The following is a 14,115-nucleotide window of genomic DNA, read 5'->3' on the forward strand; positions in this document are numbered from 1 at the left end:
ATTCGCCTTCGCGATGCGCGTGGCCTTCGCCTTTCCGGCATCCGCGAAACCTTGACCGTAGGTGATCAAATGGAACAGGAGCAAACCTCTCAGGAGGATCAGATCCGCATGCGCGCTTACTACCTTTGGGAGCATGCGTCTGAGCCGAAAGGCACGCCTGACGAATACTGGGAGCAGGCACGCAGTGAAATAGAAAAGGAAGCGCCGCCTGTGGAAAGCGGGCCGATCGCCGAAGAGCCGAAGAAATAATCGTATGACAGGGAGCACGGCGATAGCAGGCGACGAACGGCACAGCGCGCCATGAAGGACTTTTCGCAACCGACGCGCGAGAGGTCGCCCGCGCGTATCGACGCGCCGCCTGCCGCATTCGGTCTCGACACGTTGATGGCGCTCGTCGTGGGCGCGGGGCTTGTCGCGTGTCTGTACTTCGCGCGCGCCGTGCTGATCCCGATCACCCTCGCGATTCTGTTGAGTTTTCTCGTCGCGCCGCTTGTGAAGTGGCTCGGCCGCCTGAGGCTCGGTCATGTCGCGTCGGTCTTCGCGGCCGTGGTGATTTCGGTGTCGGTGATCGGCGTGCTCGGCTCGGTGATCGCCATGCAATTGACCGATCTCGCCGTGGGCATGCCGCGCTATCAGGCGACCATCGAGCGCAAGATGGAAGCCGCGCATACGCTCACGGTCGGCAAGCTCGACCGCTTTGCAAAAGCCGCGGGTCAGGCGCTGCAACGCGCCACCGTCGAACCGACGCCGCCCGCGCCGCCGCGTGATGTGTCGTCTTCCGGCAGCGGCCGGGCGCCTTCCGCCGTGCCCGTCGAAGTACGCGAGCCAGTGCCGACTCCGCTGGAACTCGCGCGCCGTGTGTTGTCGCCGGCCATCAGTCCGCTGGAGACGGCGTTCATCGTGTTCGTGGTGATGATCGTGATTCTGCTGCAACGCGACGATCTGCGCGACCGCGCGATCCGCCTGTTCGGTTCGCGCGATCTGCACCGCACAACGACAGTTATGGACGAAGCCGCGCGGCGCCTGAGCCGCTACTTCGTTTCGCAACTCGGATTGAATGCGGGGCTCGGCCTCGTGATCGGCGCGGGGCTTTTTCTGATCGGCGTGCCGAGCCCTATTTTGTGGGGCATTCTCGCGGCTTTGCTGCGGCTCGTGCCGTATGTGGGCATCTGGATCGCCGGCGCGCTGGCCACCGCGCTCGCCGCGGCCGTGAGTCCGGGCTGGACCATGGCGATCTGGTCGATCGCGCTTTTCGTTATCGTCGAACTGTTGGTGGGGCAGGTGGTGGAGCCGCTGCTCTATGGACGCAGCACGGGGCTTTCGCCGTTTTCGGTGGTGGTCGCAGCGATCTTCTGGAGCTGGATCTGGGGACCTATCGGCCTCATTCTGTCGACGCCGTTGACGCTCTGCCTGCTCGTGTTGGGCCGCCATATTAGACGTCTGGAATTTCTCGACGTGATGTTGGGCGATCAGCCCGCGCTCACGCCGGTCGAAAACTTTTACCAGCGAGCGCTCGCCGGCGATCCCGACGAAGCGATCGCGCAAGCCGAGTTGCTGCTGCGCGAACGTTCGCTTTCGGCCTACTACGACGAAGTGGCGATCAAGGGCTTGCAGCTCGCCGCGAACGATGTCGTTCGCGGCAGCGTGACGGCGGCGCAACTCGCGCGCATCGAGTCCACCACGAACGACCTGGTGGACGGCCTCGACAATTATCCGGACGAAGAGCCGGCCTCGCGTCTGTTGCAGGACGACAGCGGCGACGTCGGGCCGGTCGCGCCGTGGCGTGCCGCGCCCCCTGTATCGAGGGCGCCCTCGACGGAAAATCATGCCGTGTTCGCGAACCGCGAGCCGGATAGCGTTGCGGCGGACAACCACGAAAATAGCCCTGAAAACGAGGCTAAAAATGCGTTGCAGCGTGCTCGCGCCACGCCGCAGCCCGCGAATCAGCGGGTGTTGTGCATTCCTGGGCGCGACCCGCTCGACCATCTGATGGCCACGATCCTGTTGCAGTTGCTCGGCAAGCATGGCTTCGCGGCACGTGCGCTGCCGCACGAGGCCGCGTCGCGTGCGTCCATCGATCAACTCGATGCAAACGATGCGGGTATCGTCTGCATCGTCTATTTGCAGATTGACGGAGTCCCGTCACATTTGCGCTATATGGTCAGGCGGATTCGCGCGCGCCTGCCGAAGGTGTCGATTGTCGTCGGACTGTGGAGCGCCGAAGATCTTGAGAAGTGGAGCGAGGAATTGCAGAACGCGATGGGCGCGCAGTGCTATGTCACTTCATTGCAGGAAATGCTTGGCGCTTGCCGCGTGCTGAGCAGCAAGGCGACGGCTGAAGCGCTCGCCGTGGCCGATGCTTAGGCCAAAACCACGCGAACCACGCGCTCTGCGAGAAGAAACGCCCGGCGCTTGCGCAGCCGGGCGTTGTTCACTGCATTGCTCACATAAAGCGCATGTTATTTTCCGGTCGCGTCGTCTTTAGATGACGAATCTTCGTCGTCGGTGACGATCTTCGTAGTGCCGCCGGTGGAAGGCGGATCGCTCGCCGGAAACGTGTCTTCAACCTCCTTGTCGATCTGCTTCTCGGTCTTGTCGGCGTTCGGATGTTGTTCCTTGGGTTCTGTCATGGCGTTTCTCCTTGAACGACTAAATGTGATGCCCGGGCAGGCGCGCCATTCAGGCGGCCTTGATGAGGCGGTTTTTACAGCGGTGCGTAGAGTCACGCATCACGGGTCACGCATCACGGGTCACGCATCACGAATCGCTCCTCACGATCTGCAACGCTGCTGTCGGTGACAGCGGGCCTCGGCCCATTGCTTCGATCAGGCGGGCGGTTTGCATGTCGCGTTCGCAGGCCAGCACGGCGACGACCTTGCCCTCCTTGACATACAAGGCCACGAACTGGTGACGATCGAGATCGCCGTCGATCACCATCTCGTCCCACTCGCTCGCATGACCGAGATACTCGAAGTTCTTGCCGAAGTGATAGGTCCAGAAAAACGGCACGCCGCTATAGCGATTACGCGCACCGCACATGTTTTCCGCGGCGATCCGCGCGTGCTGCTGCGCGACGCGCCAATGCTCGATGCGCAATGGCTCTTCGTTCTCGTAAAGCGGAAACACGGCAATATCGCCGGCGGCATAAAGACCGGGTGCAGCCTGCATGCCTGCATTCACGATCACGCCACCATCCTTGTGCAACGGCAATCCTTCTACAAACCCCGTTGCGGGCGCAACGCCCGTGCCTAACAGCACGATATCGGCGGCTATATGCTCGCCGCTTTCCAGCATCACTTCGTGCACGTTGTCCTCTTCGCCTTCGAGCGAAGCGACTTTCGCTTCCAGATAGAACTTCACGCCATGACTTTCGTGTAGCGCGCGAAACATCGCGCCCACACGCTCGCCGAACTGCCTCGCGAAGGGCACTGTATCCCGCGAAATCACGGTGACCGGCACGCCGCGTTTGCGCAGCGCGGCCGCTGTTTCAAGTCCGATGAAACTGCTGCCGAGTATGGCGACTTGAGCCGACGCGACATCTTCGCCGAGCGCATCGACAATCGCGGCCGCATCGTCGAGATGACGGAGCACATGCACGCCGCCGAGTTCGCAACCGGGAATGGAAGGCACTTTCGGCACGCTTCCGGTGGCGAGCAGCGCCGTATCGTAACGTAGCTCGCCGCCCGTTTCGAAGTGGACGGTGCGCTTGGGCACGTCCAGGCGCGCGACCTTCGCCACGATCCGTTCGATGCCGTGCTGCTCGAACCAATCGGATGCAAGCAGCGGCGGAACGTCCTCGGGCGCCATTTCAGCGGAGGGCACGAATTTGCTGAGCGACGTGCGGTCGTAGGGCGCGTGCGGCTCGTCGCCGATCAACGTGATGCGCCCCGTAAAGCCGGACTCGCGCAGCGCCGCACAAGCCGCGGCGCCCGCCGCGCCCGCGCCGATCACCGCGAAGTGCGGCTCATGCGTGCGCGCGGGCTCGGTTACGCCTGGAAGCTTTTCCGGCGTGACCATGACGTCGTCGCCATCCACGACGATCGCATAACGTTCCAGCGGCATGAGCGGCGGGGGCTCCAGCACGTTGCCGGTCGCGACGTCGAACGTGCCTTTGTGCCAGGGACAAATAATTTTTCCGTGGCACAGCGCGCCTTCTTCGAGTGGGCCGCCCGCGTGCGGACAATCCGCGGAATAGGCGCGCACGGTATCGCCGTCGCGGACCAGCAGAATCTTCTCGTCATTCACGACGACGCGTACAGCTCGGTCCTCGCGCAGTTGCGAAAGCTGGGCGACGGGTCGGGCAGTCGAGAGCATGGCGGTTCCTGGAGGGCGATGAACGCAGAACCCGTTGCGGACAAGCAGAGCAGGGCATTCAAGCAGATAGCAATCCGTGTTCCCGGCCTCATGTTGAAGGAAGCATGCAAAACATGCCCCTGGGAGCCAGGTGCTTTCTTCACGCTTTGCTATGTGAATGCCCGAAAAGTGCGGTAGATTCCAGCAAGGAAATAGCGCGCGAACCGGCAAGGCACGATACGTGCGATGAATTCCCTGACCTCGTGACTTTTTTCGGAGACCTGGCCGTGCAGCGTGCGGAGCGAGTCGCAGTCGATTTCCTGATGCCGTCGCGTAATTTTTCGGCAACGCGGCGCGTGCTTCTCGTCGTGCTTGCCGTGTCGATTCTTTTTCCTCTTGCCTGTCTCGCGGGCTACGGTTATTTCGATTACCAGCGTCGCATTGCCGATTCGAATGACGTCATAGACCGTCTCGTGCGCGTGACCGACGAGCAGGCCGTGAAAGTGCTCGACCTGAATCAGCAGATGGCGTCGCGCATCATCGAAATGATCGGCACGCAGGGCGATCCGCAGATTCACGAGCGCGAAGGCGAATTGCACAGGCGTCTGCGTGAAATCGGCGGAGACTTTCCGCAAGTGGCGTCCATCTACCTGATCGGGGCAAGCGGCAAACTGCTGGTGTCGAGCCGCACGTATCCCGCGCCCGATATTTCGATTGAAGACCGCGAAGACTTTGTGGCCGCGCGTGCAATGCGCCCGCATCCCTACTTTTCGCTACCCATGCTCGGCCCGCTCTCGCAGACATCCGTATTCACCACGACGATAGGGCGCACGGACGTGGACGGCCAGTTTCTCGGCCTCGTCTCGGTGGCGCTGCGCAACGAATACTTCTCGCGCTTTTATCGCGAGCTGACCAATGGCGACACGTCGCTCGCGCTGGCGCTGTATCGACAGGACGGCAATCTGATGCTGCGCTATCCGGCGTGGCCGGAGCACGCCGCGTCGGCCGCCTCGGACGCATTCGCGGCTGCGTTGCGCGACAAACAATTGTCGGGGCACGTGCGGGTCAAATCGCCGGCAGACGGCAGCGAGCGGCTCGTCGCGTTTCGCCGCGTCGGCGATTATCCACTCTACGTGACGAGCGCTTATGCGACCGGCGCGATTGTCGACGCGTGGCGGCAGCACTTCATGGTGATCGCCGCGTTGACCGCCGTGCCGTGCATCGCGATCTGGATACTCGTGCTTTACTCGCTGCGTCAGCTCGACGGTGAGCGCATTGCGTGGGAGCGCTGGCAAGGCGAGGTGGCGATGCGACTTTCGGCGGAGGCGTCGAGCCGGCAGTTGCAGCGCATGGGCGCGCTCGGCAATCTGGTGGCCAACGTCGCGCATGATTTCAACAACCTGTTGATGGTGGTCTCCGCGAACATCGAATTGGCGCGCCTTAAACGCTACAACAATCTCGAGAAGGAAATGCACGCGGTGCAGCGCGCGACCGCGACAGCCGAATCGCTCACGCGGCGTCTGTTGAGCGTCGCGAAGAAACAGCCGCTGAAACAGGAGCCGATCGATCTCAGGAAGTGGATGCCCGGCGCCGCGCCGCTCGTCGAAGCGGCGCTCGGCGATCAGATCGAGCTTGCGCTCAGCGTCCTCGACGATGTCTGGCAGGTGCATGCCGACCCGACCGATCTCGAACTCGCGATCATGAATCTCGCGGTCAATGCTCGCGATGCAATGCCGCGCGGCGGCCGCTTCGTGATTCGTTGCCAGAACAACCGGCTGGTCGGCAGCGATACCTTGCTGCCCGATGGCGAATACGTGCTGATCGCGTGTTCCGATGACGGCGAAGGCATGCCCGAAACCGTCGCGCGGCGCGCTTTCGAACCGCTCTTTACCACCAAGCTGAGCGGCTCGGGCGCGGGCCTCGGGCTCGCGCAGGTGTTGTCGATGTGCGAGCAGGCGGGCGGCACGGCGAAGATCGACAGCGTGCCCGGCAGCGGCACGACAGTACGGCTTTATCTGCCGCGCTATCGCGAACGGCGCGAGGCGCGCGCCGAGAACGTGGAGGCTGCACAGCAGCACGGACTCACGTACGCCGGCATGGTGCTGCTGGTGGAAGACAACGCGGACGTCGCGGCGGGCGTGACAGCCGTGCTGGAAACGTTCGGCTGTGAAGTGCGGCACGAGGCGACCGCCGATCAGGCCTTCGACGTCCTCACGGGCGGCGAGCGCTTCGAACTCGTGCTCTCGGACATCCAGATGCCGGGCAAGCTCAACGGCATCGACCTCGCTGAGAGAGTGCGCAGTACATGGCCCACACAGAAAATCGCGCTCATGACGGGCTATGCCGACGAACTCGAACGCGCGCGCCGGCTCGGCGTGGCGATCCTGGCCAAACCCTTCAACATCGAGGAATTGCATTCGCTCGTGGCCTGCCAATCGTGAGGCAAGAAGGCAACAGAGCGCTAACAAGGCGCTAATACGGTGCTGAGGCACACCCCTTGCTGAACTCCTGTCGAGGCATTCGCACGCAGTGGGCCCGTGAGTGGGTCTATGAACTGGCCGCTGTGCGCAATCCGCTTCTTTTCGCTTCCATTCCGACAGGAGAACACTCATGAAGATCAAGAACGCATTGCTTGTTTCGACGCTTCTCGCAGCTTCCTCGCTGGCCATGGCACAAGGCACCGCCGGCGGCGGCTCGGGCGGTGGTCCCGCTGGCAACGATCCGAGCACGGGCACGAATGCTTCGACGCGCGAAGGCGGCGATATGGGCGCATCGGGCGCCATGGCGCATCCGCGTTCGCATATGAAAAAGCACTCGATGAAGTCGCACAAGACCACTAAGCCCGCCACCGACACGACCAACACCCCGGGCGCCGACGCAAGCAGCGATACGAAGGGGCAGTAAGCGACTGATAGCGCCACTGAGCGCCAATAAGCACCAGTAAGCGCCAATAAGCGCCAATAAGCGCTCATGCATCCGGCAGACACGGCAGCGCAAGCGCGCTGCTCACGCCTGCCGGATGCTGACTTTTTGCCGGCGCGGCCTAGCTCTTTTCCTGCGCCGCGTCGTATTTACCGAGCGCCGCCGCGCTATTCAGACGCGCGCGCTTGAGCAAGGCCCGCTGCGCTTCCTCGATGTTGCCCGCATGGCCCTTCCATGCTTGCAACGGCGGCTCCTGCAACGCGCGTCCGTATGAGAAGCTCAGATTCCACGGCAACTGTCCGAGGCGATTCATCGCGTCGAGGTTCGCGGTGGCTTCCTCGGGCGTTTGTCCGCCCGATAGAAATACGATGCCCGGCACAGCGGAGGGCACCGTGCGCTTCAAGATCCGCACCGTGTAAGCAGCGATCTCCGCCGTCGACGATTGCCGTGCATGTTCCGAACCGGCGAGCACCATGCTCGGCTTCAGCAGAATATGTTCGAGCACCACGCGATGTCGCTGCAGCGCATGAAATACCTCGTGCAGAACGGCTTCGGTGATTTCGGCGCTGCGCTCGATGGTGTGGTCGCCGTCCATCAACACTTCGGGTTCGACAATCGGCACGATGCCCGCTTCCTGCGAAATGGCCGCATAGCGCGCGAGCGAGTCGGCATTCGCCTCGATCGCGAGACGGCTCGGCAAATTGGCCGCGATGTTGTAGACCGCGCGCCATTTGGCGAAGCGCGCGCCTTGCTGTTTGTAATCGACGAAACGTCGCGCGAGACCGTCTAGGCCTTCGGTGATTTCATCGCCGGGCGCGTGCGCGAGCGCGATCTTGCCGAGATCGACCTTGATGCCCGGCACAATGCCGTTTTTAGCCGCGAGTTGTGGAAACGGCGTGCCGTCGTCGGCTTTCTGGCCGAGCGTTTCCTGGTAAAGAATCACGCCGCTCACGAATTCGCCGAGACCCGGCGTGGTGAGCAGCAGATTGCGATAAGCGCGGCGGTTTTCCTCGCTGGACTCGACGCCGATTGTCTTGAAGCGCTTCGCGATGGTCGGACCGCTTTCGTCGGCGGCAAGAAGTCCCTTGCCGGGTTGGACCATGGCGTCGACGGTGGCTTGCAGTTCGCTACGGGTATCCATGAGCGGTGCTCCCTTTGATCCGGTTGCGGAAGAAATCGCGAGGCAATCATTCGCCGATCAGATGCAGCACGATGTCGCGATGCTGCGTATGACGCCGATGTTCGAACAGATACAAGCCTTGCCATGTGCCGAGCACCATCTGCCCATGCTCGACCGGCACGCTCAGTTGCACCTGGGTCAAGGCCGTGCGCAAATGCGCGGGCATGTCGTCCGGGCCTTCGGTGTCGTGCTCGTAGCGCTCCGCGTCTTCGGGCGCGAGCGTCGCGAAGTAGCGCTCCAGATCGCGCTGTACCGACGGGTCGGCATTCTCCTGAATCAGCAATGACGCGGACGTATGGCGGCAAAAGAGCGTCAGCAGTCCGGTGTCGATCTGCTGCGCCGCGACGAAGCGGCGTGCTTCGTCGGTGAATTCGACGAGTCCGCGAGTGCGGGCCTTGACACTCAAATGATGGATGACTTGTCGCATGATGGATGCGCCGGGGTCCTGTTCAGAGCGACGCGAAGGCGTCTGCGATCTGCTCGGCGGTGGTCGGGCGCACCACGCGCGCCACTTCGGCGCCGTCGCGCATGAAAACCAGCGTGGGCCACAGCTTGATTCGAAACGAGCGGCCTAGCGGGCGGCCGGGGCCGTCTTCGATTTTCAGATGCCGCACGCCGCCATGTGGTTCAAAAGCCTTTGCAATCGAGGCTTGCGCGCCCTGGCAGTAGCCGCACCAGTCGGTGCCGAATTCGATGACGGTGGCGCCCGCCAGGCCGTCGACGTCGGCTCGTGAAGGGGCTTGGGTGGAATAGGCTGTTGGCGTGGCCATGCATGCTCCGCTGCGGTTGATTCCTGCGGTTGATTCCTGCAGTTAATCCTATTGGAGAAGAGTATCAGCTATGGAACGGATCGTCAGGGAGCGGCATGTCACAGAAATGCACGATGGGACCGGACGGGAATGTTAAATAGCATCCTCCGCAGATGGCGATGCGCCGGCGAATGGAACAAACGGGAAGAGACATGTCAGAGAGGATTTATCTGAGGCGCCCCGGCACGGACGACACCATTGGCGTCGCCACCGGTTTCAGTTGGGGTGCGTTGTTGCTCGGGCCGATCTGGGCCGCGTCGCGGCGCATGTGGTTCGCCGCGTTTGCCATGCTCGCCGTCGACCTGGCGCTGTATCTGCCGACCATCTGGTTCGATCAGAGCGGCATCGCCGGCACGGTACTGTCGCTGCTGTTCGGCATTGCGTGCGGCAAGTATGGCAACGCATGGCATCGGCGGACGCTTGAAAAGCAAGGGTACGTGATGCTGTGAGTGCCAGCGAATATGGGACGCCCCCTCGCGGCTTTACGCGCCCGCACGCCCGGCTGATAATGCCCCGTCATTCCCGCCATCGAGTCAGCCTCGCGCGTCGCGTCTGGCAGACCCGCTTTTTCTGAGCCCACAGCGCCCGTGTTGAACACCTCACGTTTTTTTGGCCTGTTGCATATTCCCGGCTTCAAGCCGCTTGCCGCCGCCACGCTGATGCTCGGTGTGGCGATGTCGTTCACCGCGCCGTATCTTTCGCTGTTCAGCGTCGAGCGCGCCGGCATGTCGCCGTTCAGGCTCGGCGTGTTCATGACCTTGATCGCGGCAAGCGGCGTGCTCGCGAGCACCTTCGCCGGCCGCTGGAGCGACGCGAGCGGCCGGCATCGGCCGTTGCTGCTGCTCGCGCTCGTGCTCGCCGCGCTCGGCTATCTGTGCATGTGCGTCGTGCGCGATTACCGGCTGCTGCTCGCGATCGGGGTCGTCTTTATCGGCGCGGGCGGCTCCGCTATTTCGATGGTGTTCTCGTTTAGCCGCGCCGCGCTGCCGGTGCCGGACGCGGCGGAGCGCGCGTTTGCCAGCGCGACGCTGCGGACCATTTTGTCGGCGGCGTGGGTGTTCGGGCCTTCGGTCGGCGCGCTGGTGCTCGCCGCGAGCAGTTTCTACGGGCTGTTCCTGTTCGCCGCGGCGAGCTTCGCGGCGTGCGCGGCGATCGTGTGGCGCATGCGCGAGCCGCAAGGGCATCTCGGCGATCATACGGTGCAGGACACGGCTTCCGAACCGTCGTCGTCGATTACCGTGCCGCCGCTGACGGAGCCCGGCGCCGATGCACACGAAGACCTGCCTGGTGTCGCGTCGTCGAACGACATTGGCCGCGCAGTGGCCGCGCTGACGCTGCTCGGACTCGCCGCGAACGCCACGATGATCGTGTTGCCGCTCTACATCGTGCATGGTCTGAGCGGCACGCATCTGGACGTCTCGGTCATGCTCGGCCTCGGCGCATTGACCGAAATTCCGATGATGCTCGCGCTCGGCGCCAGATCGTCGCGCCTGCATAAGCCCAACTGGCTCGCGGCCTGCGCGGCGGTTCACGCGGTGTATTTCGTTGCGATGTCGCTGGCGGCCAACGTGCACATGCTGATTCCAATGCAGATTCTCAACGCGTTCGTGGTCGCCGTGACCTCGTGCCTCGGCATGACCTATGTGCAGGACCTGATGCCGCAAGCGCCCGGACGCGCCACCGCGCTCTTCTTCAACGCGGCGCGCGTCGGCTCGATTCTGTCGGGCGTGCTCTCCGGTTTGCTGGTGCAGGCGTTCAGCTATCGCGGCACGTTTCTCTTTTGCGGCTTGCTCGCGCTGTGCGCGCTCGTGCTGTTCGCCGTGCCGGGTTATCGCTATCCGCTGATGTGGCGAGCCGTGCAGCGTTTTGCGTGCGCGCAGTACGGCAGGCTTCGCGCACGACGTTCCCTGCGTGGCGACCGCTAGCGGGCCGTCAGCAACGAAAGGGTGTGTGAGTGCATGCGCGCATTCAGGCGACGCCGGACGCGAGGAACGACGCAAGGAACTTTTGGCCGCGCCAAACATTCTGCAATGTGGCGTATCGTTCTGCGATGCAGGTCCTTCATGAAGACCCGCGCCACGCGCATCGCGCGAACATCTGATTGAAAGAAGACTGAGCGAAGATAGCGCGAACACGGAACGGACACTGAGCGAAGCAGCATGACGAGGCACTTTCGGGAGCGGTGAAATGCAGCTAGGCATGATTGGATTGGGACGTATGGGTGCCGACATGGTCAGGCGCCTCACGAAGGGCGGTCAGCAATGCATTGCGTACGACGTGCAGCCCGCCGCCGTCGAACGGCTCGCGCAGGAAGGCGTGGCGGGCGCGTCGTCGCTCGAAGATCTGGTCGCGAAACTGGAGAAGCCGCGCGCGGTATGGCTGATGGTGCCCGCCGCGGTGGTCGACGGCACGCTTGAAAAACTCGTGCCTTTGCTCGAGGCCGGCGATATCGTGATCGACGGCGGCAATTCCTATTATCACGACGACATCCGGCGCGGCACGGAACTGGCGCAGCGCAAACTGCATTACGTCGACGTTGGCACGAGCGGCGGCGTGGCGGGCCGCGAGCGCGGCTATTGCCTGATGATCGGCGGCGAGGCGGAGATCGTGAAGCGGCTTGAGCCGATTTTCTCGACGCTCGCGCCGGGCGCGTCTGCCGCGCCCGCCACGCCGGGTCGCGCGGCGGGCAGCAGTACCGCCGAGCAGGGCTTCCTGCATTGCGGACCGCTCGGCGCGGGGCACTTCGTGAAGATGGTGCACAACGGCATCGAATACGGATTGATGGCCGCGTATGCCGAAGGCCTCAATGTTCTGCGTCACGCCGATGCCGGCAAGCACGCGCGCGAGGCGGACGCCGAGACTTCGCCGCTGCGTCGCCCGGAGTTCTACCAATACGATTTGAATCTCGCCGACATTACCGAGGTATGGCGGCGCGGCAGCGTGATCGGCTCGTGGCTGCTCGATCTGATTGCGGGCTCGCTCGTCAGCGACGCCGAGCTGAAGAACTACACAGGACGTGTATCCGATTCCGGCGAGGGACGCTGGACAGTCACCGCGGCCATCGACGAAGGCGTGCCCACGCCCGTATTGAGCGCGGCGCTCTTTGCACGTTTCAGTTCGCGCGGCGAAGCGGACTTCGCGAACCGCGTGTTGTCGGCGATGCGGCATGACTTCGGCGGCCACGTCGAAAAGCCGGCCACGCCGACGGGCACCGGGCAGGGCTGATAGCACGGCTGAATGCAGAGCTGATTTCAGGGGAGCCGCACATGGACGACACTCAAGCAACTCAAGTCACCAAGGCCACGCCGCACGACGTCGTCTTCCTGTTCGATTGCGATAACACCTTGCTCGATAACGATCACGTGCTGTCCGATTTGCGTGCGCATATGATGCGCGAGTTCGGCACCGACAACAGCACGCGCTATTGGGAGATCTTCGAACAGTTGCGCACGGAACTCGGCTATGCGGACTATCTCGGCGCGGTGCAGCGTTACCGCACGGAGCATCCGCGCGATACGCGCCTGTTGTTGATGTCGTCGTTTCTGATTGATTACCCGTTTGCGAACCGGCTCTATCCGGGCGCGCTGGACGCGCTGCGGCACGTCGCCGAATTCGGGCCCACGGTGATTCTCTCGGACGGCGATGTGGTCTTCCAGCCGCGCAAGATCGCCCGATCGGGCTTGTGGGACGAGGTCGAGGGCCGGGTGTTGATTTACATCCACAAGGAACTGATGCTCGATCAGGTGATGGAATGCTACCCGGCGCGCCACTATGTGATGGTCGACGACAAATTGCGCATTCTCACGGCGATGAAAAAAGCGTGGGGCGCCCGGCTCACCACCGTGTTTCCGCGCCAGGGCCATTACGCGTTGGACCCGAGGGAAATCTTGAGCAACCCGCCGGCGGACGTGAGCATCGAGCGGATTGACGAGCTTGCGCAATTCGACGTGAAAACGCTGCTGGCGGACAGACCTTAGGCCTTAGGCGTTTGGAGTTGATCGCGGCGGCGCATGTTGCAATGCGAGGCCACTCGCGCGATGGCTCACGTCACTGGCTCACGTCACGCGCCTTGCGATTTCAATTTCGCGAGCGCGTCGGCGGCGCCCATTCTGCCGGCGGCATCGCGTGCGCTTGCGCCGCTCGCATCGCGAGCATCCGGATTGGCGCCGCGTGCAAGCAGCATGTCCATGATCGACGTGCGATTGAACATCGCGGCGACCATCAGCGCGGTGCGTCCGTCGGGCGACGCGCCATCCACATCCGCGCCTTGCGCAAGCAAGGTTTCGACCACGCCGTCGAAGCCCTTGAACGCGGCGCCCGCGAGAGGCGTCTGCCCGTTGTTGTTGCGCAGATCCGGATCGGCGCCGCGTTCGAGCAGCGTGCGCACTGCATCCACGTGTCCGTGATAACTGGCGAGCATCAAGAGAGTGTCGCCGTTCTCGTTGCGCAGATTCGGCGGCACGCCTTTTTCGATGACTGCGGCGAGCATCGCGGCATCGCCACGGCGCGCGAGATCGAACACCTGCTGCGCGAGTTCGAGCAATTGCGGGTCGATTGGCGAGTCGGCTTTCGGGTTGGCGTGCGGGTTGGCGTGACTCGTCACTGAAATCTCCTTACGTGCATCAGCGCATGCGTGAACATCGCTCAGCATACACAGTTCGAGCCGCACGCGCGTGATTGACGCGGCTCGCTAGCCGTGCCCGAAGAGTTTGACCAGCAAGCCGAACACGCCGACCAGAATGGCGACACTCACGCACAACACCACGAGCGTGAGAAGAAGAACGAGCGGCGCTTTGAAGCGGTTGGATGTCGACATGATGTATGCGCAAGGGTGCAAGGTGCAGGGTGAAGGATGGATACCGCGCGAGCCGTAGTCGGGTCACAGCGCGTGCCGCGGTTCAAGTCACAGCT

15 protein-coding genes are annotated in these 14,115 nt (G+C 63.1%); 8 read left to right on the forward strand and 7 right to left on the reverse strand.

Annotation, left to right across the window (positions count from 1 at the left end; all coding sequences use genetic code 11):
* Window positions 1-69: 69 nt before the first annotated feature.
* Both VOM14_RS12485 and VOM14_RS12490 read left to right on the forward strand, forming a co-directional pair.
* Window positions 70-249, forward strand: a complete 180-nt coding sequence (locus VOM14_RS12485; protein WP_327628999.1) for a DUF2934 domain-containing protein — start codon at window positions 70-72, stop codon at window positions 247-249.
* Window positions 250-300: 51 nt separating this feature from the next.
* Window positions 301-2,364 (forward strand): AI-2E family transporter, encoded by a 2,064-nt coding sequence (locus VOM14_RS12490; RefSeq protein ID WP_327629000.1) that lies wholly within the window; start codon window positions 301-303, stop codon window positions 2,362-2,364.
* A 95-nt stretch (window positions 2,365-2,459) separates the two neighbouring features.
* On the opposite strand, the gene VOM14_RS12495 is transcribed toward VOM14_RS12490, so the two are convergent.
* Together VOM14_RS12495 and VOM14_RS12500 are read right to left on the reverse strand one after the other, a co-directional pair.
* On the reverse strand, window positions 2,460-2,630 hold the full coding sequence (locus VOM14_RS12495; protein ID WP_327629001.1) for a hypothetical protein: 171 nt from the start codon (window positions 2,628-2,630) through the stop codon (window positions 2,460-2,462).
* A 127-nt stretch (window positions 2,631-2,757) separates the two neighbouring features.
* Window positions 2,758-4,314: an FAD-dependent oxidoreductase gene (locus VOM14_RS12500; protein ID WP_327629002.1), complete on the reverse strand. Its 1,557-nt coding sequence runs from the start codon at window positions 4,312-4,314 to the stop codon at window positions 2,758-2,760.
* A 266-nt stretch (window positions 4,315-4,580) separates the two neighbouring features.
* Here VOM14_RS12500 and VOM14_RS12505 point away from each other — a divergent pair, with 266 nt between their 5' ends.
* Window positions 4,581-6,734: a hybrid sensor histidine kinase/response regulator gene (locus VOM14_RS12505; RefSeq protein ID WP_327629091.1), complete on the forward strand. Its 2,154-nt coding sequence runs from the start codon at window positions 4,581-4,583 to the stop codon at window positions 6,732-6,734.
* Between the two features lie 169 nt (window positions 6,735-6,903).
* Complete coding sequence (locus VOM14_RS12510; protein ID WP_327629003.1) at window positions 6,904-7,197, forward strand: hypothetical protein; 294 nt, start codon at window positions 6,904-6,906, stop codon at window positions 7,195-7,197.
* Between the two features lie 139 nt (window positions 7,198-7,336).
* Here the strand turns inward: VOM14_RS12510 and VOM14_RS12515 are convergent, their stop codons facing one another.
* The 3 genes from VOM14_RS12515 to VOM14_RS12525 are packed head-to-tail and all read right to left on the reverse strand — an operon-like array spanning window position 7,337 to window position 9,165.
* The gene (locus VOM14_RS12515) at window positions 7,337-8,356 is read right to left on the reverse strand and encodes a class I fructose-bisphosphate aldolase (protein WP_327629004.1); all 1,020 of its coding nucleotides are present in this window, start codon (window positions 8,354-8,356) and stop codon (window positions 7,337-7,339) included.
* A gap of 46 nt (window positions 8,357-8,402) precedes the next feature.
* Window positions 8,403-8,822, reverse strand: a complete 420-nt coding sequence (locus tag VOM14_RS12520) for a secondary thiamine-phosphate synthase enzyme YjbQ (protein WP_327629005.1) — start codon at window positions 8,820-8,822, stop codon at window positions 8,403-8,405.
* A 22-nt stretch (window positions 8,823-8,844) separates the two neighbouring features.
* The gene (locus VOM14_RS12525) at window positions 8,845-9,165 is read right to left on the reverse strand and encodes a thioredoxin family protein (RefSeq protein WP_327629006.1); all 321 of its coding nucleotides are present in this window, start codon (window positions 9,163-9,165) and stop codon (window positions 8,845-8,847) included.
* 191 nt (window positions 9,166-9,356) lie between these two features.
* Here VOM14_RS12525 and VOM14_RS12530 point away from each other — a divergent pair, with 191 nt between their 5' ends.
* The 4 genes from VOM14_RS12530 (at window position 9,357) to VOM14_RS12545 (ending at window position 13,181) form a co-directional block, all read left to right on the forward strand.
* Window positions 9,357-9,653: a DUF2628 domain-containing protein gene (locus VOM14_RS12530; protein WP_327629007.1), complete on the forward strand. Its 297-nt coding sequence runs from the start codon at window positions 9,357-9,359 to the stop codon at window positions 9,651-9,653.
* Window positions 9,654-9,791: 138 nt separating this feature from the next.
* Window positions 9,792-11,129, forward strand: a complete 1,338-nt coding sequence (locus VOM14_RS12535; protein WP_327629008.1) for a sugar efflux transporter — start codon at window positions 9,792-9,794, stop codon at window positions 11,127-11,129.
* Between the two features lie 262 nt (window positions 11,130-11,391).
* Entirely contained in the window at window positions 11,392-12,429 is a 1,038-nt protein-coding gene (gene gnd, locus VOM14_RS12540) for a phosphogluconate dehydrogenase (NAD(+)-dependent, decarboxylating) (protein WP_327629009.1), read from the forward strand.
* A 41-nt stretch (window positions 12,430-12,470) separates the two neighbouring features.
* Complete coding sequence (locus tag VOM14_RS12545) at window positions 12,471-13,181, forward strand: HAD family hydrolase (protein ID WP_327629010.1); 711 nt, start codon at window positions 12,471-12,473, stop codon at window positions 13,179-13,181.
* An 83-nt stretch (window positions 13,182-13,264) separates the two neighbouring features.
* Here the strand turns inward: VOM14_RS12545 and VOM14_RS12550 are convergent, their stop codons facing one another.
* Together VOM14_RS12550 and VOM14_RS12555 are read right to left on the reverse strand one after the other, a co-directional pair.
* Window positions 13,265-13,807 (reverse strand): ankyrin repeat domain-containing protein, encoded by a 543-nt coding sequence (locus tag VOM14_RS12550; RefSeq protein WP_327629011.1) that lies wholly within the window; start codon window positions 13,805-13,807, stop codon window positions 13,265-13,267.
* Window positions 13,808-13,894: 87 nt separating this feature from the next.
* A complete protein-coding gene (locus VOM14_RS12555) occupies window positions 13,895-14,020 on the reverse strand; it encodes a hypothetical protein (RefSeq protein ID WP_327629012.1) in 126 nt (41 codons plus the stop codon).
* Window positions 14,021-14,115: the final 95 nt, after the last annotated feature.

Source organism: Paraburkholderia sp. MPAMCS5, from assembly GCF_036016995.1.
Lineage (GTDB): Bacteria > Pseudomonadota > Gammaproteobacteria > Burkholderiales > Burkholderiaceae > Paraburkholderia.